Origin of the sequence: Caldalkalibacillus salinus (genome assembly GCF_016745835.1) — a bacterium.
Lineage (GTDB): Bacteria > Bacillota > Bacilli > Caldalkalibacillales > JCM-10596 > Caldalkalibacillus_A > Caldalkalibacillus_A salinus.
The window spans coordinates 453520-473603 of record NZ_JAERVL010000001.1 but is presented as its reverse complement, the minus strand read 5'-3'; the positions used below and the strand labels follow the sequence as shown (position 1 = coordinate 473603).

General features: G+C 44.3%; 19 protein-coding genes. 4 read left to right on the top strand and 15 right to left on the bottom strand.

The genetic code is table 11. The features are described 5' to 3' along the window. The first annotated feature begins 40 nt into the window (after nucleotides 1-40). Nucleotides 41-835 (top strand): pyrroline-5-carboxylate reductase, encoded by a 795-nt coding sequence (gene proC / locus JKM87_RS02240; protein WP_202077440.1) that lies wholly within the window; start codon nucleotides 41-43, stop codon nucleotides 833-835. A gap of 97 nt (nucleotides 836-932) precedes the next feature. Here the strand turns inward: proC and JKM87_RS02235 are convergent, their stop codons facing one another. After that, nucleotides 933-1154, bottom strand: coding sequence for a zinc ribbon domain-containing protein (locus JKM87_RS02235; protein ID WP_202078044.1), 222 nt, complete (start codon nucleotides 1152-1154; stop codon nucleotides 933-935). A gap of 203 nt (nucleotides 1155-1357) precedes the next feature. Continuing rightward, nucleotides 1358-1909: an SLOG family protein gene (locus JKM87_RS02230; protein ID WP_202077438.1), complete on the bottom strand. Its 552-nt coding sequence runs from the start codon at nucleotides 1907-1909 to the stop codon at nucleotides 1358-1360. Between the two features lie 187 nt (nucleotides 1910-2096). On the opposite strand from JKM87_RS02230, the gene JKM87_RS02225 reads away from it, so the two are divergent. Further along, nucleotides 2097-3065 (top strand): bile acid:sodium symporter family protein, encoded by a 969-nt coding sequence (locus JKM87_RS02225; RefSeq protein WP_202077436.1) that lies wholly within the window; start codon nucleotides 2097-2099, stop codon nucleotides 3063-3065. 264 nt (nucleotides 3066-3329) lie between these two features. Here JKM87_RS02225 and JKM87_RS02220 read toward each other — a convergent pair whose 3' ends face one another. Next, on the bottom strand, nucleotides 3330-4190 hold the full coding sequence (locus JKM87_RS02220) for a dimethylarginine dimethylaminohydrolase family protein (protein WP_202077434.1): 861 nt from the start codon (nucleotides 4188-4190) through the stop codon (nucleotides 3330-3332). A 156-nt stretch (nucleotides 4191-4346) separates the two neighbouring features. Here JKM87_RS02220 and JKM87_RS02215 point away from each other — a divergent pair, with 156 nt between their 5' ends. Next, nucleotides 4347-5429 carry a M42 family metallopeptidase gene (locus JKM87_RS02215; protein WP_202077432.1) on the top strand — a complete coding sequence of 361 codons (1083 nt, stop codon included), beginning with the start codon at nucleotides 4347-4349 and terminating at the stop codon, nucleotides 5427-5429. A gap of 120 nt (nucleotides 5430-5549) precedes the next feature. After that, on the top strand, nucleotides 5550-6149 hold the full coding sequence (locus tag JKM87_RS02210; RefSeq protein ID WP_236838505.1) for a spore coat protein: 600 nt from the start codon (nucleotides 5550-5552) through the stop codon (nucleotides 6147-6149). Nucleotides 6150-6232: 83 nt separating this feature from the next. Here the strand turns inward: JKM87_RS02210 and JKM87_RS02205 are convergent, their stop codons facing one another. From JKM87_RS02205 to JKM87_RS02150, 12 genes are all read right to left on the bottom strand, one after another. Then, entirely contained in the window at nucleotides 6233-7813 is a 1581-nt protein-coding gene (locus JKM87_RS02205) for an FAD-dependent oxidoreductase (protein WP_202077430.1), read from the bottom strand. 206 nt (nucleotides 7814-8019) lie between these two features. After that, on the bottom strand, nucleotides 8020-9690 hold the full coding sequence (locus tag JKM87_RS02200) for an alpha amylase family protein (protein WP_202077428.1): 1671 nt from the start codon (nucleotides 9688-9690) through the stop codon (nucleotides 8020-8022). 64 nt (nucleotides 9691-9754) lie between these two features. Further along, nucleotides 9755-11512 (bottom strand): DUF4127 family protein, encoded by a 1758-nt coding sequence (locus tag JKM87_RS02195; RefSeq protein WP_202077426.1) that lies wholly within the window; start codon nucleotides 11510-11512, stop codon nucleotides 9755-9757. 56 nt (nucleotides 11513-11568) lie between these two features. Further along, complete coding sequence (locus JKM87_RS02190) at nucleotides 11569-12459, bottom strand: carbohydrate ABC transporter permease (RefSeq protein ID WP_236838504.1); 891 nt, start codon at nucleotides 12457-12459, stop codon at nucleotides 11569-11571. Between the two features lie 6 nt (nucleotides 12460-12465). Next, nucleotides 12466-13341 (bottom strand): ABC transporter permease subunit, encoded by an 876-nt coding sequence (locus JKM87_RS02185; RefSeq protein WP_202077424.1) that lies wholly within the window; start codon nucleotides 13339-13341, stop codon nucleotides 12466-12468. Next, nucleotides 13338-14270, bottom strand: a complete 933-nt coding sequence (locus JKM87_RS02180; RefSeq protein WP_202077422.1) for an ROK family protein — start codon at nucleotides 14268-14270, stop codon at nucleotides 13338-13340. Before JKM87_RS02180 ends, JKM87_RS02185 begins: the two co-directional genes overlap by 4 nt. A gap of 13 nt (nucleotides 14271-14283) precedes the next feature. Continuing rightward, nucleotides 14284-15126 (bottom strand): MurR/RpiR family transcriptional regulator, encoded by an 843-nt coding sequence (locus tag JKM87_RS02175; protein ID WP_236838503.1) that lies wholly within the window; start codon nucleotides 15124-15126, stop codon nucleotides 14284-14286. 15 nt (nucleotides 15127-15141) lie between these two features. After that, on the bottom strand, nucleotides 15142-15837 hold the full coding sequence (locus JKM87_RS02170; protein WP_202077420.1) for an N-acetylmannosamine-6-phosphate 2-epimerase: 696 nt from the start codon (nucleotides 15835-15837) through the stop codon (nucleotides 15142-15144). 106 nt (nucleotides 15838-15943) lie between these two features. Next, nucleotides 15944-17245 carry an ABC transporter substrate-binding protein gene (locus tag JKM87_RS02165; RefSeq protein ID WP_202077418.1) on the bottom strand — a complete coding sequence of 434 codons (1302 nt, stop codon included), beginning with the start codon at nucleotides 17243-17245 and terminating at the stop codon, nucleotides 15944-15946. Between the two features lie 46 nt (nucleotides 17246-17291). After that, entirely contained in the window at nucleotides 17292-17945 is a 654-nt protein-coding gene (locus tag JKM87_RS02160; protein WP_202077416.1) for an alpha/beta hydrolase, read from the bottom strand. A 334-nt stretch (nucleotides 17946-18279) separates the two neighbouring features. Next, nucleotides 18280-19233, bottom strand: a complete 954-nt coding sequence (locus tag JKM87_RS02155; protein WP_202078036.1) for a DMT family transporter — start codon at nucleotides 19231-19233, stop codon at nucleotides 18280-18282. 152 nt (nucleotides 19234-19385) lie between these two features. Then, nucleotides 19386-19946 carry a GbsR/MarR family transcriptional regulator gene (locus tag JKM87_RS02150; RefSeq protein WP_202077414.1) on the bottom strand — a complete coding sequence of 187 codons (561 nt, stop codon included), beginning with the start codon at nucleotides 19944-19946 and terminating at the stop codon, nucleotides 19386-19388. Between the last annotated feature and the right edge of the window lie 138 nt (nucleotides 19947-20084).

Here is a 20084-nt window from a genome sequence, read left to right as displayed (position 1 = left end):
TAGTTAAGATAAGAAATAGAGGTCAAAAGGAAGTGTAGCCATGAAACTATTAATTATCGGGGCCGGGCGAATGTCTGAGGCGATCATCTCTGGTCTCGTACAACAAGGACGTATTAAAGCGAAAGATATCATTGTGAGTAATCAAAAAAGCATGGACCGACTCCAAGCGTTACAGCAGACGTATCACGTGACAGTCACGCCTGAGTGGCCTTCGTACGTGCACCAGGTAGACGCCGTATTATTAGCTGCCCCACCCCATGCACACGACACCTTATTGGCTGAATTGAGCCACTCTGTATCCCAGCCGTTCATTATGACAGTCGCGGCTGGGATCGATCCAACTTATATGGAGGAGCGGTTACCTCAAGGAACGCCCGTGGCATGGATAATGCCTAATACGGCGGCTCAAGTTCAGCGATCACTGTCGACTTACACGCTTGGTCGATACGTAACGGAAAAAGATAAGCAAACGTTGCACATGATTCTCGAGGCGATCGGACAGGCCGTCCTCCTTTCTGAGCAGCAAGTTCATGATATGACGGCCATCACGGGTAGTGCGCCTGCGTTCTTGTATCTATTCTGCGAAGCACTTGAAAAAGCGGCTCAATCTTATGGTGTCTCTCCTGAACAAGCCCGCACCCTTGTTACCAACATGATCAGTGGCTCCGCAGCTATGCTAGAAGCCGGATATGACCCAGGTGATCTAAGAGAACAAGTTACAACACCAGGTGGTTCAACCGCCGCTGGACTAGATATCCTTCATCAGCATCGGTTTGAGGCGCTATTGAAGGAAGCTGTAAAAGCCACAAATGCTCACGCCCGAGGAGAGCAGTGAATCTTGAAGTATACATTATGCGATATCCGCTTACATACAAAACCGAGCTTGGTTGCCAACAGCGTACCAAGCTCGGTTTTGTTGATTGAATATTTTCCTAACCTCCAAAGAAGAAATCGATGACATCTGAGGTTCTATTTGCATCTTTATTATAAAACTCTGAATACCCACAATGGGTGCAGTAAACAACCATAAATCTATTATGTTGGATATCAAACATTTTAGAAAGTCCTGTCCCTGTCGTCGCAATCTCCTTCGTTTCCGCTTCTGTGTGTCCGCATTTGATACATCCCTTACCATTGCTGGCTATCTCACTCATATGACCACTCCGTTCATCATAATGTTTAAGATCGTTAGTCGTTAAATCGATATCTTTGTCTTCAATTATATTCACTACATGTCATACGGCGTCACACATAAAAAGTTTCATGAAAATATCCACCGTTAAATGATTACAACATTAAACTTGTTTGTCTTTACCTTTTCGCGACGTTCTATGAGTCGGGTGAGTCAGAACATCTGCTACATCTCATAGGTTTCTTCATCAACAATCATCTGCAAATCGAAAGACGTAACCCTGATAAGCGTATAATCTTCAGATTCCACTCTCTGACAAGCGGCTTCATACAAATACTTCGGTGTGCCTTCATTTTCATCATCATATACGAGTATTAAGGCATCACTATGATCGAGTAAAAATGTGTTCTTTGCTCTAAATTGCCATGGCCCTTCATACGGTCTTTTGGAAATGGCATTCACATAATCCGCCTGTGCGAGTATGGATTGATAACGTTCTTGCTTCTCCTCCTGCCAGTTCTTTTCTTGATCTAGAAAGGGAGTGAGAACAGCTAACTGAAGGTGTGGATACTCCTCCTGAAGGGAAAACACCACATCTGCTGCCCATAACTCTACACCTAACTGCCCTGAAATGATGACCCACTCTAACCCTTCTTCAATCAGCGTACGTAATGGCTGTTCTATCGCTTTTTTAATGTATGGAATACCCGGGTGCTTCTCGTTAAAGACACCGAGTTCATGTGCTTTATAGCCAGTGACAACAACACTTTTGACCATGAATGGAGACAACCTTCCTCTTTTTAACTCCATGATATACGCCAGCAGATTGCCGTGTAAAGATTTGTTTGCCCGTCAACAAAAATTTGTCCTTTTGTTTATTTAATTTTTAGAATATAATGATAGTTATATTTTCTATCAAAACTATCGCATCAACAAGATTGTAAGAGAGAAAGGAGTTATGAAGATGCAAACACTCGGAAAAATAAGCCAATTCTTTGGCAATACATTTGGCGTATGGGTCATTATTTTCTCTATACTGGCGTTTTTTCAACCTGAGTGGTTTACTGGTATCACGTCCATCATCGTACCTTTACTGGGAATCGTGATGTTCGGGATGGGTTTAACGTTAACCCCCAAAGACTTTAGTGAGGTCTTTCGTCGACCCTTGGATGTGGCTATTGGTGTTGGGGCACAGTTTACGATTATGCCACTCGTGGCTTTTGCTTTAGCTTACGGGTTCAGCTTGCCCCCTGAGCTTGCCGTTGGGGTAATTCTTGTCGGTTGCTGCCCCGGCGGAACTGCTTCTAATGTTATGACGTATTTGTCTAAAGGCGATACGGCACTTTCAGTTTCTATTACTTCTGTATCGACGGTGATAGCACCGATCCTTACACCGACGCTCATTTGGCTACTAGCCAGTCAGTGGCTCCCCGTATCGGCGAGTGACTTATTCTTAACCATTTTCAAAGTGATCATCATCCCTATTGGCTTAGGCATTATGGCACGTTTGATATTTGGACATATCGTAGACAGTAGTATTAAAGTGTTACCGCTGGTGTCTGTGACAGCCATCGTTGCCATCGTTGCAGGCGTGGTTGCAACCAGCAAAGAGAACCTCGTATCGACAGGAGTCACCGTTTTTGCCATTGTCATCTTACACAACCTATTCGGTTTAGCACTCGGCTATTATCTTGCGAAGTTACTCAAGGTCAGTGAATCGAAACGAAAAGCAGTATCCATTGAAGTGGGGATGCAGAATTCTGCCTTAGGCGCTACCTTAGCCACGCTTCATTTCAACCCGATTGCCGCAATTCCGAGCGCTATTTTTAGCGTGTGGCACAACTTATCAGGCCCTGTGCTTGCGACCTACTGGAGTCGGAAAGCCCAGGATAGAAGCAAACAACAAGATACTGAACAGACCTCCACGCTGTAGGTGATGAATAGTATTTTTATATATTAGGTTTAATACCTTAAGATGAGTGTTTAACCTAAGATGAGTTTAATAACCTGAGATTAGATTAAGTCAAACGTTGATGTATAGAATGTGTAAAAAGAGCTTGGGGATTTACCCAAGCTCTAAGACTTTAACGTACCTTCTTCTTGTAGAAAAGAAAAAACCTCCTCTTAGACTATAACAAACCCTGCTCCTATTCCTACATATCATTGAAATTGTACTATCGTCATGAGCCACAGCATTTCAACCTCGCAGCAACGGTAAGGTGCAACACCGGAAGGAGCCCCCTGACTTTATGATTTCTGTGATATCCACTTCGATGACATCAAATCCTCGCTTACGTAGCTCGTCATTGACATGTTTGTTAACAGGTAAGCTTAACACTTTGTTATTCCCTATACATAATACGTTTGTGCCTAGTTTAAACTGCTCTTCTTCGTTCACTTTGATCAGGTCATAACGCGATGAAAACGTATCGATATTCTCTTGTGTAAGGGCCGGTTCGTAAATCAAGGCGACGTCTGGTGACACTACATTAAACACACAATCTAAGTGTAAATATTTTTCCTTAAACGGGACCTTTATAACATTAAAGTTTGATAATAAGCCTTGCAAGTGCTCCACCGCTTGTTTGTTCGTTCGATTACTCAATCCCACGTAGACATTCTCTCCATCAATGATGACGTCCCCGCCTTCAATCTCGTCTCCAATAAGGTTGTAATAGGGAATATTCTCATCTTCTAACCACAGCTTTAGTACATCCTCCTCACCTTCACGGACTTCATGGGCCATGTCAGCAACAAAAATCGTTTGTCCTAGCGTGAAGCCGATATCACGTGTGAACACCTGCTCTGGATATTTCTTATGATAGGGAAGTAAAATGACATCCACATCGTGTTCACGAAGTGTCTTAACAAGCTTGGTATGCTGCTCCACGGCACGATCAATATCAATGCCTTCATCTTTGTATTTCGACTGGGTTTCATTGATGACGTCACGGATAGTCATATATTGCGGTTGGCACAAGACGACACGTTTCAATGGATCATACTCGTTATAACAGTATGTTTTTAATTGATAATGCTTTTCCTGTTCTGCAGCCATTCCTACTGCCCTCCTCAACACTCGTTTACTGATAGGATGACCCTATTCTTCAAGTTTAATGACAGTAGAATGACTACACACCACTTCTCGACGTTCCGAGCATATTATGATATGGTATGTTTAAATATTTCGAGAATAGAAAGGATTGTAGCACTTATGAAAACATTACTACAAGAGCTAACGCAGTTGATTGGTCCCCCTGGTTTCGAGGAAAAGGTAGTCAAATACATATATCAAAAAGTTAAGCCTTACGCAGATGAAGTGCGAGTGGATGGCATCGGAAACGTTATTGCCACCAAAAAGGGCCGAGGCGAAGGACCGAGCCTTCTCATATCTGCGCATATGGATGAGGTTGGATTCATCGTCAAAAAGATCGAACCCAACGGTTTATTACGATTTGAAAAAGATGGCGGTCACGATGATCGTATCCTTTTAGCCCAAAAAGTGCGTTTACAAACTGAACAAGGGATCGTACAGGGGGTCATTGGTACGATATCCGCTCACTTTGCCAAATTCGACGATCCTCATGCGGTAAGAAAGCATTCCCAACTGTATATCGATGTGGGGGCAAGCTCGGCAGCAGAAGCACGTGAGATGGGGATTGAAGTGGGTACGCCCGTGGCTTGGGCAACTGAATTAGACTACATTGGACAAGCGAATGGCAAACAAAGACTGGTCGGTAAAGCCTTTGATGATCGGGCTAGCTGTGCGCTCCTCATTCATCTATTACAAGAGTTACACACAGTAGACCTCAAAGGCGACCTACATTTGGTTTTCTCCGTGCAGGAAGAAGTGGGATTACGCGGTGCCAAGGTGGTCTCCTTCGATACACAGCCAGATATAACTCTGGCCATAGATACCACGCCAGTTAGTGACACACTCGAAAATATGATGGATCAGACTCTCTTGTTGGGACAAGGACCGGGTATTAAAGTCATGGATTTCAGCTTAGTCACACACCCATGGGTACGCAAACGTCTCATCAAGGTAGCAGAGACACATCATATCCCATATCAGCTGGAAGTGTTTCCTGGTATCGGCACTGACGGAGGTGCCTTGGCCACAAGCTTAGGTGGACTTCCAACGGGGGTCATTTCTATTCCATCCCGTTACGCTCACTCCCCTGTGGAAGTAATGGATTATGAAGATTTCTTATACTCTTATGAGCTGACAAAGCAATTTGTCCTTTCAATTGGTGATGAGCAGGTCGTATTTACTGAGTTAAGTGATAAAGCGTAGCATATGAAATGAGTTGACGACGTTTTTTATTTATCTAGAAAAAAATGTATAACCATTCATACATTACAAATAATACCTGTTGTGTCAGAATAAAACTAGAACGTCTAGGAGGAAAACGTTATGTCAATGAATTTCAGTGCACATGAAGTGATGGAACTTCATGAAGTTCTAAATGATGCCATTCAAGGATTAAACACATTAAAGTTGTATCGCCCACACGTCAGGGATCAGCAACTACTATCCATGATAGACAGACATGCTAACGCGTGTACAATGGAGTACAACAACCTCGTATCGATGGCGAATCAACAGGATATGGGTCAAGCCGTTCCAAACCGTCCTCAGACGATGACGAACCACACGCAACAGAATATGCAGCCTCAGTACGGGTTAAACAACCCTCAAATGCAAAACCCTGCCCCATCTCCGGACGCGATTGATGACATGGATACAACCATTTGCCTTATTAGTTGCCACAAGAATAGTGCCACCATGAAAATGAAGGCCACATTGGAAATGGCCAACCCTGCGCTACGTCAAATGATGCAGCAAGGGGCTAACGCTTCAGCTGATATGGCTTATGAGGCTTTCCAATACGCTAACCAAAAAGGATATTATCAAATTCCTACTTTAAAGGATACCACGCAGCAAACGTACCTGCATTCTTACGGAATGGCACCAACAGCAAACCAACAAGGACCAAGCGCTCCACTGATGTAAATCAGGCTGGCTGTATACACTCTAAAATAAGCCCACTCAAAAAAGCAGTCCTATTCCAAAACGGGACTGCTTTTTTTTATATGTTATTCTAATATGCCGATCTCAGGCCATTTGATTTCTATCCCTTCACTGACAATAAAAGACTGGAAAGTGGAGAGTGTCTCTTCATCGTGGTAGATTTCTCTCGGTGTCCGTCCATGCTCTAATGCATAAGCTGCGAGATAACCGGCCGCTTCTCCTATGTTCCATTCCACGGGGTGTAGTCGAAAGCAACCATTGGTTAGGTGAGTGACCCCAATATTCTTAGCTGCAGGAATAAGATTCTCTACTCTGATAGGAATCATACTGCCCAACGGAATTTCGAAGGGATAACTTGGGGCAAAGAAAAGTCGGTTGGTTTCTACAGTTGGATGAAGGTCGATCCAATAGCTTCCGACACCAACAGAATCAGGTACATGCTTGATGCCTTTATCCCCACGTACATCAGCATTAATGTGCTGTTCTAGGACGGTATGTTCAGCCTTTATCCGTCGCGATTCTCGTATATACGGGTGAAGGGCCAATCCATCATCAGTCCCCACGATGTCTCCTCTAGGACGTAGCCCGGGATATCCGTACCCTCCTTTTTCCCTTGGTGCCTCGGTTTGCAACCAATACAATAACGACAAGGTCAGTTGTTTTGCCCCATATAGATGGCGCTCTCTTTCTTCTTCGTCCACTTCATAAACAGGGCCTAACCAGTAGTCATTCTGTGGCCAGTTTAGAATCGATATCCCGCCTTCAAAGAAATCGGCCTCAAAATTAGTAGGATCTATCAGACGTCGATAATCCCACAAAGAAGGAGCCGAACTGTCCCCAGGAAACATGCTGAAAGGTCGCGATTCACCCGTCGATGCATCAGGACCATACCAGCTTAACTGCTTATGATCTAGGAATGACGCCTGATAATCCTTCCAGAAGTCATACTGTTCAGGCTTTTCTATTGTAAAATCTCCGCCCTCTACATAGTCTACTGCCATGCAGTGTGTAATAGATTGCATATCCAAGGGCTTCGCTTCACCGCTATGCGCATTGGGCTCCCCCGTTTGTTCCTGAGACTCAGCTCCGGTCACATATTCCACCCCAGCGTGTGGTAAAACGTCTCCGATCTCGGTCGCATCTAAGAAGTAGCTTCCTACGAGTATTTTCCTTTGCTTTTGGACCATATCTCTGACCGTGACAGAAAGGATATGATCCTTCTCCACCTCAGCGTCAATCATCTTATGTTGTTTGAGGATGGTGATTGTACCATTGCTCATGTACGGGGCTAGCATTGTTTCAATTACGTTGAGTGCCACTCTGGGCTCATGAGCTATACGACTCACCCATGCGTTGCCTGGATTTAAACGCTGCTCACGTCGGGCATCTGATGTTAGAGGATATTCACGTTTGTAATAAGCGCGCACACGATCTCTAAATTGGCGGTATGTTTGGGTACAACCGAACTGTTCAATCCAACGATGCTCATCAGGTGGAACCGCTTGACTCGTTAATTGACCGCCTATCCACTTGGTTTCCTCCGTAACAATCACTTTTTTTCCCGATTTAGCAGCGGCTAAAGCAGCAGAACAGCCGCCGATACCTCCACCAATAATAATGATGTCCGCTTCAAATACCTTTGCCATGTGTGCATTCCCCTTTTTATCCATTTTGTAAAAAGGAAAAGCCGAGCAATTAGACCCGGCTTTTCAACTCCCTCATCACCAACACTATCCTTCTACCCATCACGTTTTTGAAATAAACCCAAATGGATAGGTTGAGATCCTAGGCAATATTTAAATCGTTGTAGCCTCACAGGCTTTATGTGGCTCACGTTATCTAGATGCTTCTATTATCTATTTTCTCGCACCATATTAAGAAGCCCTGGAATCTCATGCGGTGCCTCGGAATCTTCTGCAAATTCTTCTTCTACAATATGCCACCACTCGTACATTTCCAGATACACGAGGTCAAAAAGCATAATCCCATGTGTCTTGTCTAATACAGAACGTAATCCTCTTCTGAATTGTTCTGGATCACCTTCGTACTGTGCGAGGTACAAGCTTCCGTAGACGAATGTCGCCTCATTGACTACATCCATGGCAATATCAGCAGAACCTTCTACACTATACCAGTCTGGATTACCTGCTTCCACTGCTTCTTCTCTGGTCACTTCAGCAAAGTAGTTTCCGGTCATCAGAAAGTCTAGTGTTTCTGCATATCCGGTTTTATGATAATCTGCGCTTGCCCAGTCATACTCCGGTTTGTACGTTCGGCTAGCCCAATTCACTCCCTCACTATAGTAAAGGGGATACCAAGAGCCAACATAAGTGCTGAAGAATAGAGATTCATCTACCCCATGTACAAGCTGTTCAGCTCTTTGGAAAAATTGTTGAATGTTACCCGCACGCCACTCTATCCATTTTTTATAATGAGGGCCTGGTACCACTTCCTGGGCCTCATCAGAAAAATCGACCGTATAAATATCCTCTGGCCAATTCTCTACTTCTTGTCCAATATAAGCTTCGAATTGCTGGCGACTTAAGTCGCTGAAGTCCGCGTACTCATTAGAGTATCGTGCACGGTCCAATACAAGACCGTCAACATCGTAGTTCGTAAGGATTTCTTCCATAATACTTAGTTCATATGCTTGAACGTCCTCACGGATGGGATTCACAAAGGTTGAGTAAGAAGGATATTCAGACGCTGGAATGAGGTCATAATCACTTTCTGAAACCCCAACTCGAGCACCTTCTTCTAGGTTTTCTAAAATCCATGCTCTTGCTTCTCCGTGTCCTGATAGAACGTAACCGTTTTCAGGCACTTCGAGTGCAGGTGCGCCGCCCACACGGTCGACGACTTGTGTCACTTCACCATCCACAACTTGGACTTCGGCTCCCCAATGATTTGCAGGAGATTCACTGTATTCACTTGGGGTATACATGACGAGTGTGTTATCTTGGCGGCTAGCATTGACACCCGTGATTTTAAAGGTACTGCCATTCTCTGCTTGAGCAAGTCGATACGCTTGATACAGTACCGTTTGCCATTCTGGATTGTTAAAAGCAGGTCCATCAGCGTATATATTATTCCCTTCTGAAAATACGTTGACATTGGCGTGGACTTTTAATCCTTGACTATGCGCTTCCTCAATCACTTCTTCTAATAAGTCGTAACCTTCAGGAAACTCATTGTACCCCGGTATCGTTGATGTATGAATGTGTGGGGCGATATCACTGTTATAGCCTACAAATCCTGTATAGTTTTTAACATCTAGAATAATCGTATCAAAGTTGGCATTCTTTGTTTTGGTCACGATATCCTTAACCTTCTCAGGCGTGTTAAGGTTCGGGATATTGGCTGACAAGTCATACCATAAGATACGCGCTTTTTTATCCTCTTCCTCCACGAGGTTCTGAAGCACTTGCTTCCTAGATTGGTCGTTTCCACCTTTTGCTGTAACAGGTACCACAAGGCCTAGCAATAATACAATAGACAATAATACGGCGACTGTTCTTTTCATTCGACATACCCTCCCACTATTTTTTAGACCATACCCTCTTGTGCAACTGCATGGTTATCCTGTCTTACTTCCCTGGTGAATCACCTCCTTTAAGTGTCGTTGTCGTTGTATGTGATAAGTGGAATTGTAATCCTATTTCAAACGTGCGCTGCCAAGGTAAATGTATTTTCAAACCCTTAACTTCATCTGAGCTTAACAGTTGCTTGACCCCCTCTTGTTGTTTGAGTTGGTCAAAATGGACTATAAATGTTTGACTCACATGGTCTCTCAGTTGCGCTTTATCTATAGTAGTTTCGTCTATCGTTTCCCTCACCACTTGGCGAACGACAGACTGATATAAATAATCGTCCAATAATCGTAAGAGCAACTGTTGACGGTGTCTCCGTTGATACTCTTCTAACGTCCCAACGTGTATGTTCCCGTCCGACATCGTTTGGCGCTCCTGCATCTCTTTCCGTCCTGTCGTCTCTTGCTGTTCTGGTCTCTCCTGTTGCTCTAACATCCTTTGTGATTCTGACACACCTTGTTGCTGAGACACGCCTTGGTACTCTGACATCCTATGCGATTCTAACAAGCTTTGTTGTTGTGATTTCATCTGCCGTAGGACGTTCATCGCACTCATGGCAACCACTGTTCCTAAAGTATTACCGGCTGTATTCCAAGCGGCAAAGGCTTCTAGACGGTGGAAAACAGAATCTGCTAACACCCTTGGCATGAGCACCGGATCGGCCCCGTTAGCGTAAGCAAGGTCTGCTAATGCGACTCGACGGCCGCGTGATAAATAGTATCGTATACGGCTGAGCCATTCTCCAATGTGACGTTCGTTCGTATCCACGTCCGTTAGGTGTAACTGCAGTGCCAAATCTCCTTGTTTTTTCCCCGGTACGTTGACCGCTAACAGGATATCCGCAGTGCTAGGGTCCACAGTGTGACTACCGAATGCCGCTATTTGCCCCTTCACCGACGTCTCAATGGGCCGATCCTCATACATGGCCGTTGAAAGGGCTCCCTTTTCACCACTGTAAAACGGAGAATAAGTAGGCTTGTCCACCCCTTCTCGCTCATATAAAATACGGGCCACCAGTACACTCCCGACCTCGTCCGCCCCCGGATAGATTTGCACTTGGTTAAAGAGCTTACGTTGGTTTACTCTGTCTGCTAAGCGCTCCTGTTCACGGATATTCCACCCGAATTCGGCCGTATCGTCCTGAGGATATACAAGATGATCGATGACGCCTTCTTCAACCAGATCCAATAAAGTAAGATTGATAGCAAAATGCCGTTCGCGTGTCCGTTTATAATCCTCTAAAATCTCATTTGGGATGCGACGTGATAATTCTTCAACGATCGTCAATGACTGTTCATCCTGTGTTTTCTCATAACGATGAGAATGATACGAGTAAGCCCAAATGTCTGGTCCATATTGCGCCCAATATGTTTTTTCCTCTTCATTGACGTTGGAATTGGAAATACGCATTGTTGAACTAAACGCCATGATGGGTTTGGTTGGGTATTGACGCTTCAATTCTCTCAATATGGCAAGTCTAGAGTGGATGACATCCGTATCTTCAGTTGTGACCCTAGATGGCACTAAACCGCCATACCCCAACATATCAATAGATAATACGAACCCTTCGACGTCGGGAGCCTTATGTTTCAACCATAACTGTAGGTCATTCACGTCACCGGGTTTTTTCAGAAAGCCGAGGTCCTCTCTCTTAGGCACACAGACCTCCCATCCACCGATGAAGGCTAATTGTTGCGGTAAATCTCTCGTGACGGGACGGCCATCTACAGGGATGTAGGCAATAAAACGAGTCATATGATCACACTTTCATAATTAGTATTAGCTTGTTACGGGCCGCTTACGATCAGGGTTTAGCCTTTGACTGCTCCTTTGGTTGCCCCTTCAATAAAGTAACGTTGAAGGATGGCAAAGACGATGATAATCGGGATCATTGAGATCACAGATCCTGCGGCAATCAGACGCCAGTTAGAAGAGAATAATCCGGTTAGTGCATTCAGCCCCAGAGGAAGTGTATACATATCCGAGTCATCAAGAATAATTAACGGCCAGAGAAAGTCCCCCCATGACATCACGAAGGTGAAGATGGCTAGTGTCACAAGGGATGGCTTCACCAGTGGCATAAGGATACGCCACCAAATCTGAAAGCTACTAGCGCCATCCATTCTAGCTGACTCATCTAACTCATACGGTAGCGTGATAAACGCTTGCCGCATCAAGAAAATCCCAAAAGCTGTCGTCGCATGAGGGAGAATGAGACCGGCATACGTGTTCTTTAACCCAAGATCTAAGGCAAAGATATAGATCGGAATCATCAACAACTGAAACGGAATCATCATCGTACTCAATATGAGCAAGAAAATCAGATTCTTCCCTCTAAAGGACATTCGGGCTAAAGGATACGCCGCGAGTGAACAAAAAAGTAAGTTCAATCCCACGGTAAATACGGCCACTACAATACTATTGAATAAGTATTTCCAAAACGGAAACGCCTCTAGTGCGGCTGGGAAGTTAGCCAGTGTTGGACTTTCAGGTATAAACGAAGGCGGATATTGAAAAATGTTTTCATGCCCGGATTTCAGTGCTGTTGAAAGTAGCCATAGAAAAGGGCCAACCATGATGACAGTCACAATGAATAACAGCATGTAATTGAGCACTGTTTTTATTAACTTTTTGACTCTATGTGTCATTGTTTGTTGTGGCACGTTTGTGACACGTTTGGTTTCTAAAGAAGGTGTACCCATACCTGATCACCCCTGGATGGAAGATTCTTTTTTGCCCATGATCCTGATGTTAATGACCGCAAATATCAGGGTTATGATAAACAGTACGACACCGGCAGCACTGGCATAGCCCATGTTAAGCTTTTGGAACGCTTCCTCGTAAATATAAAGGACTAACGTCTTGGAGCTATTTAACGGTCCGCCGCCCGTCATAATGTATATTTCTTCAAACACCTTCATCGCTGCTATTGATGACATGACGCTAACAATCATAATTGAAGGCATGAGTAAAGGGATCGTCACTTTCGAAATTTTTTGCCACAGATTAGCACCATCTATATCGGCAGCCTCATAAAGCTCCGAAGGAATGGACTGTAGCCCTGCTAAGTATATAACCATGTAATACCCGAGTCCCTTCCAAACTGTGACAGCCATAACAGCGAAAAGTGCTGTGTTGGTAGAGGTTAACCAGTGTATGGGTGCATTAATGATACCGAAGATGTCTAATAGGTAATTGAGTATCCCATTATTGGCATACACCCATTCCCACGCTATACCGGCCACAACCCATGAGGTGACAACAGGGATGTAAAATACGGAGCGGAAGAAACCGATCCCTTTTAATTTCTGGTTGACGAGAATGGCCAAAAAGATAGGCAGAATCACGAGTGCAGGCACAACACCAACAAGATAAATGAGGGTCTGAACAAGCACCTTCCAAAACAAATCATCTTGAAATAATGTCCCATAATTCTCGAGTCCAACGAATTGCTCTTCGGTCACCATGTTGTAATCAGTGAAACTGAGCCAAATAGCCTGTAACATGGGGTAAAAAATAAATGCGCCTAAGATCATACACCCCGGTACCAAGAACAAATAAGGTGTAAGCGGATTGCGTTTCACGTGAGGTTCCCTCCCTTATCCAAATGGTTCAGCATTAATTTTGCTGCACCCATCATGCCTGCTTGATTGCCTAGCTTCGCCGGTACGACCTGAGTCGTCACTGACATATCTTCTAACTGTTGATTGAGAGAGTGCCACCACATTTGCTTCGAATGAATGACCCCGCCACCAATGATGATAAGCTCAGGGTCTAACGAAACGGATAGGTTGTGAATGACGAGGGATAGGTAGTATAAATAATCATGGACCACACGCCGAGCATGTGTATCGCCATTCTTATACGCCTGAAACACCTGTCGACCGTGCTCATACTTAAAAATGATGTTATTATGTGCCACATTAGCTGCTCGGACAAGGGCTGTTCCAGATAAGTATTGTTCGATACAACCGTTTAAGCCACAGTTACATGGTATACCGCCAGGCACTAAAACGACATGCCCCCATTCGCCCCCTTGGCAATGCTTACCGCGATACAACTCACCATGCACTAAATTAGCCCCACCGACACCCGTTCCTAGTGTGAGCATAGTCACAGAATGAACAGGTGGATGTCCCCCTAACCAGTGTTCTCCGATCAGTGCTGCGTTAGCGTCATTATCGATAACGGCAGGGCGTTGATAACGTTCTTCAATCCAAGCTTTTAATGCTGTTCCTTGCCAGTCGGGGAGATTATCTGTACTATACACGATGCGTCCTGTACGAATATCCACTCTTCCCGCTGTACCGACGCCAATGCCTGCGCACTGTGGCGTGGTATGTATTAGCTGGTCAACCACTTCTCCGAGTGTATGTAAGATGCCGTCTTTCCCCTGTACAAGCGCGTTTTGTTGCCTCTCAACTTGATCCATTATGACACCGGTCGGATCAACGACAGCGCCTTTGATGGCTGTACCTCCAATATCTATTCCTATCACTGGTTTAAATTCCATAGGTACCACCATGCTAATAGATCTTGTGTAAAACAGATCGCGCTGTTATCTCTTTCATGTGTAGGGCGTGTTCTTTGTAATCCAAAGCAAGCCCGGTACAGAGCAGATCAATAACGAACAGCTGTGCAATCTTGGCTGCCATTGAACTGCCCTCCAAAGGTGATTCTTTGCCCCCACTTAGTAGGACGATGTCGGCCACTTTCGTAATGGGTGAACGAGCATAATACGTAATGGCAATCACGGTCGCACCATTCTCCTTCGCTATGCGCAAAGCATCTATTGTATCCTTCGTACTACCAGACACACTTAATCCAATCACAACGTCCCCTTCCGTTAGGGTCGCGGCTGTCATCGTTTGAATATGATTGTCTATAATTGCATCCGCCTTTTGTCCAATGCGCAATAATCGGTATTTAGCATCCAGTGCGGTCACCCCTGAGGTGCCCACCCCAAAAAGCTGTAAGCTCTTGGCTGATAAAATCATATGGATTGCTCGTTCTAATGCTTCTTTATCCACCTTATCTACCGTTTCTTGGATCGCGTTTTGGGCGTAGGTAGACACGGCTTGTATAAAATGGGCTGAAGCCTGCTCGTTGACTTCCTCTTGGACATGCGGCAAGTCCTTTGCCAGCGCGAGCTTAAATTCCTGGTAACCTTTAAACCCTATCTTGCGGCAAAAACGGAGGACTGTGGTTTCCCCGACTTCGGCATGATCCGCTAAATCTGTGACAGAGTAATAAATAACGCGGTTGAACTGATCGACGACAAGGTCAGCCACCTTTTGTTCCGACTTTGTCAACGATGGATAATAACTATGAATAACCCCTTTTACTTTCATGGTTTGACTAACGCTCATGACCTTCATTCCTTTTTATGTTTTAGATAAATGTTGAATATAATCTACATATTTTTTTGTGATGATTTGCGGCCTTGTGATAGCGGAACCTACAACAACCGCATAAGCACCAAGCTGTAGCGCTTTCTGGGCTTGCTCAGGTGTGCTAATTCTTCCTTCTGCTATGACGGGAACATTTAAACGTTGGACGAGTGCATCCAAGAGCTCAAAATCAGGCGTATCATTTGTTCGTGAATAAGGGGTATAGCCAGACAGCGTGGTTGAGATACAATCAAACCCTAGTTCTGCAGCCGCTATCCCTTCATCTAGCGTAGATACATCCGCCATGGCCGGAACCTGTTGCTTGTGTATATACTCAAGTAAAGTATCAAGGGGCGTATGGCCGGGTCGATCCCGTTTCGTGGCGTCCAAGGCTATCATATCAGCGTTTGCTTCGAGTAATTCATCCACCTCTGTTTTAGTCGGGGTGATATAAACCTCGCTATCACTATAATCTCTTTTAACGAGACCAATCACAGGTAATGCTGTCTCCTGCTTGATAGCCAAAATATCACGTTTACCGTTGGCTCGTATAGCGCGTGCTCCCCCTTCTGTGGCTGCTTTTGCCATTTTGGCCATGGTCTTTGAGCCATGTAGAGGCTCATCCTCAAGAGCTTGGCATGACACGATGAGGCCGCCTTTGAACATCTGCAATACATGACGTTTTTCCATCTCTCCACCACCATTCCTGTAAAGAGGAGAAGGGAATGCCCCCCTCTCCTGCTAGCTCAAATGCATCTTATGAAGACAATCAGCTTAGATTGGTTCATTTATCTGCCTATTGTTGACCTAAAATAGCATTCCACTCTTGCTCAGCGCTTTCCACGGCTTCCTCTACGGTCATTTCTCCCAGCATAGCCGCCTGCAACGCTTCGTTCATAGCCGTCCTAAGATCCTCATAATTCCGCATTGGTGGAATGAGAACCTCACTGTCTCGGAGCTGACTTGCAGAAATCAGACGTGCACGATCGGTCGGTGTTGGATCTTCTGGTAATTCATTAAAGAAAGGATCGTCTAAAGCCGTCTCGATGGACGGTAAAATAGGGACAATTTTATCAAACGCCACTTGATTTTCAGCGTTGGTGATAAATAAAGCGAATTTGACGGCTTCCTCTTGATGCTCACTTTGTTTAGGTACAACCAGATTCATAGCTGAAATATTCTTCTTATTGGTAGGCCCCGTAATTTGAACAGAAGACTCTGTTACCTCATAAATATCCGGTGCATTCTCCTGAACCGTGTTTAGGAATTGTGGACCTGTCGCTAGAATAGCTAGCTGGCCTGCTTGATACAAATCAATGGCTTTACCGTGTGATTCGGTTAACACTTCACGAGGAATGTAGTCATTCTCATACAGATCAACGAAAAAGCGGAACGCTTCTACACCTTCAGGGGTGTTGAAGGCAGCTTCCGTACCTTCCTCATTGGTCAGTTCAACGCCCTTCATCACGAGCGCTTCTAAAAGATGACTCGCATCTAATGGTGGGAAATATGCGTATTTGCCCGTATTTTCTTTCACGATGCGTGACACTTCTTTTAACTCCTCAAACGTGGTTGGGGGGGCCTCAGGGTCCAAGCCTGCTTCCTCAAAGATCGCTGTATTATACATCGTCACTTGTGAAGATAAATACCAAGGAATACCGAACGTCTCACCATCAAACGTGTTCGATTTCCAAACACCCTCAAAGTACAAATCTCGAATGGCCGGGTCTACAGCTTCATCCATATTAACAAGCGCGTCGAGCTCTGCTAATTTCGATGCGAATTGAGGGTTAAGATTAGCTAAATCAGGTGCTGAATCTGAAGCGACGGCAGTTAAGATTTTCTGCTCCATATCTCCCCATGGGACGTCGACCCACTTGATGTTAATGTCCTCATGTTGCGCCTCAAAGTCTTCAATCACCCCGTTCATATAATCATCGAAATCTGGCGATAACTGCATCGTCCAGAACTCTATTTCCGTTCTGTCACCGCCCTCCGTTTGGCTATCGGGGTCTCCCTCTGTAGATTCAGAGCAGGCTGTCACCATACCAATAGATACGAGCAAAATAAGAGCAAAAATCCATCCTTTTCTTTTCATTTCATCATTCCCCCTTTTATTAACAAACATCAACTCAGTTGACACCTTACCGAGTAAAGTATGTGAGCGCTCGGTGTAAGTCCTCACGCCAGAAATCCCAGAGGTGTTCTTTGGGTTCTTCATAGTAACTGACACTTGCACCTGTATGCTCTAAGATATATTTTAATCGTCTATTCTCTGTTAGGATGTGCAACGTTCGACCTGTGATTTGTGACCTGTAGTGATCCTCGTATTGACCCACGACCTGATAGATGTGCCAATGGTCTATGTACAATGATTCAGACGTTAACGAAAACGTATGCTCAAATGCTGCCGATTGTAAAAGTAAATGTGACCAACGTAAAGGCCGCTTAAGGGCGATGACTAAACTAACCACTCCCCCTAGAGAATCTCCGAGCAGGCCGGTTTTTCGGATGAGATGATTCTTTCCTATGCTCCTGCGAACTTGAGGCGAAAGCTCTTCATCAAACATTTGAACGTATTGATGATGCTGCTCCCCATCAGGATGATAATAATGATACCTGTCCATTGAAGATCCTGGTGGCACGAGCACAAAGACCACTCGCTGAAAACGATCCGTATCTTCTCTTAATAATTGGCCAAATGTGTCCTCCATTTTGCCTAGCGATAAGTAATCATCTCCATCTTGAACGAACAGGAGGTCAATGTCTGTGAGTTGATCCATGTTCTGTGACGACATGATCTTATAAGGAAAATATTTCCTAAGAATATGGCTATAAAATGACTTATTTTGTAAGAGAACCGATGGATGTCACCTCCTCGTTTCGTTATGTGTATATTAGCATATTATTCTGAAACTTTGAATACTTTCTTCGAAATTGATATAAATGGTGGAGGTTACCTCCAAAATGAGTCTTTCTACTCAGGGCCTTCATAAAGGCGGGAGATAAACCCTTCAGCACATCCCTCATGTCGCATATGTGATTGCTTTGTGTATATCCCAACATATATTGCCATAAAAAAAGCGAAGCCCTATGGACTTCACTTCTCCCTTACATGATTATTTTTTATGGTTATAATGACATTTTGTGTTGTTCCTCTGCTTGTGCTGCTTGTGCCAGCGCGTTTTCCTTTCTGCGCGCTAGCAGGGTATCTACATATCCTGTCCCTAGTAGGACCCCAAGCACGATGACAATAAACCCGGCGATTTGCGTTAAAACAATAGACTCCCCTAAAAAGAAAAAGGCACCGATTAATGAAAAGAATGGTACCAGGTTGTTAAAGATGGCTGTCTGGCCTGCACCGATATGACTAATCGCCATATTAAAAAAGATGTGACCTAAGCCAGTGGCAATCACGGCGGACGTCAGTAAGACTGTCCATACCATTGTCGTACCGGATGACAATTGTTGAACACCTTGTGGCTCTATCCAGAGACTCAAACCTAAGAGCATGACTGACCCCACTAATAGCATCACGGCCGTCATTTGTTTCGAAGATAGCGTTGCAGTGACTTTCTTAATGATGATAAAACTACACGCTTGTGCGAGCATGGAAATAAAGACAAACAGATCTCCTCGAGAGACCATACCGATGCCACCATTGGTTTGCAGGACCACCATCGACACACCTGTGAACCCTAGCAGAATACCAACGAGCCTGGTCCATGTCAAACGGTCATGTAAGAAAATGATAGCTAAAACAGAGGTTGTTAGCGGAATCAGACCCAAAATAATCGCAGCATTAGAAGCGGACGTCTCGACTAGACCAATGGCCAATAATGAATGATGGGCGAGCTGACCAAGTACGGCTGCTAACAGGATATAAAACCACTCTTGTCTCGTTAGTTGACGTAAGTCTTTGAGGAAATAAAGTGCTATGAGCGCAACCACACCGGCCACAAATATCCGTGACGCTTGCATCGCTACAGGCGGGAAATAGGCCACCAAGTACTTAATGGCGACGACATTCAGTCCCCAAGTAAACATTACCAAAATTAATAAAGCGTATGTTGAAGTGCGTGACAGTGTTATCCCTTCTTCCAGTCTTATGTTGTCCTTGTTGAATTAAATGTTTTAACCTTTCGTTAAACTTATTCAATTTTAAGGTTTTAATATGTCAATTATGTAAACACACATCATCATCTGCTGTCAAACAAAACGCTTAAGGGATACAGGTATTATTCTGTTTCGGGTGCGGAACCTTGTTTTGGGTCTTTTGGATAGTACGCAAAGATATCGCCTGACTCCATATCGTTAATTAAACGCTGCGTCCAATCGTAATACACGAGTGATTCTTCTATTAAGGTTAGGTCTTCGGTGGCTTCATCACGCACATCTTCTTGCTCAGCTTTCTCAGCGATGTCTTGTAAAACGGGCTTCGTGTTCTCTATCGCTTTAATCATGATATGTCTTTCCTGTCTGATGTTTTTGACGATGAAAGTCATAAAGTTTTTGAAAAAGTCTTTCTCTGCTATAAAATGATCTTTGCGCTCCCCTTTTTTCCAAACCTTTAATATCATTTCAGTCTCAAGTAATTCTCGTACACCCATGCTCACACTTCCTTTACTCATAGCCACTTCGTCTTTGATTTCATCGATTGTCATAGGACGTGTGGCAAAGTAGAGAACGCCATATATTCTACCGACTGACGGTGTCACACCGTATATGACCATGGTTTGTGCAATCGCACTGATGAGCATATCTCGGGTTTTATGTAACTGTTCCCGCTCTTCATTCATGTCTAACACCTCTTACCCACGTATAGTCCTACTTTCTTGTTCTATTGTTAGGTTACCCAAATGTATAAAATTAAAAAGAAGACCTTATAAAAGGCCTCCTTAAACTAAATACTATTACCCAGCGTATCATCTATATTG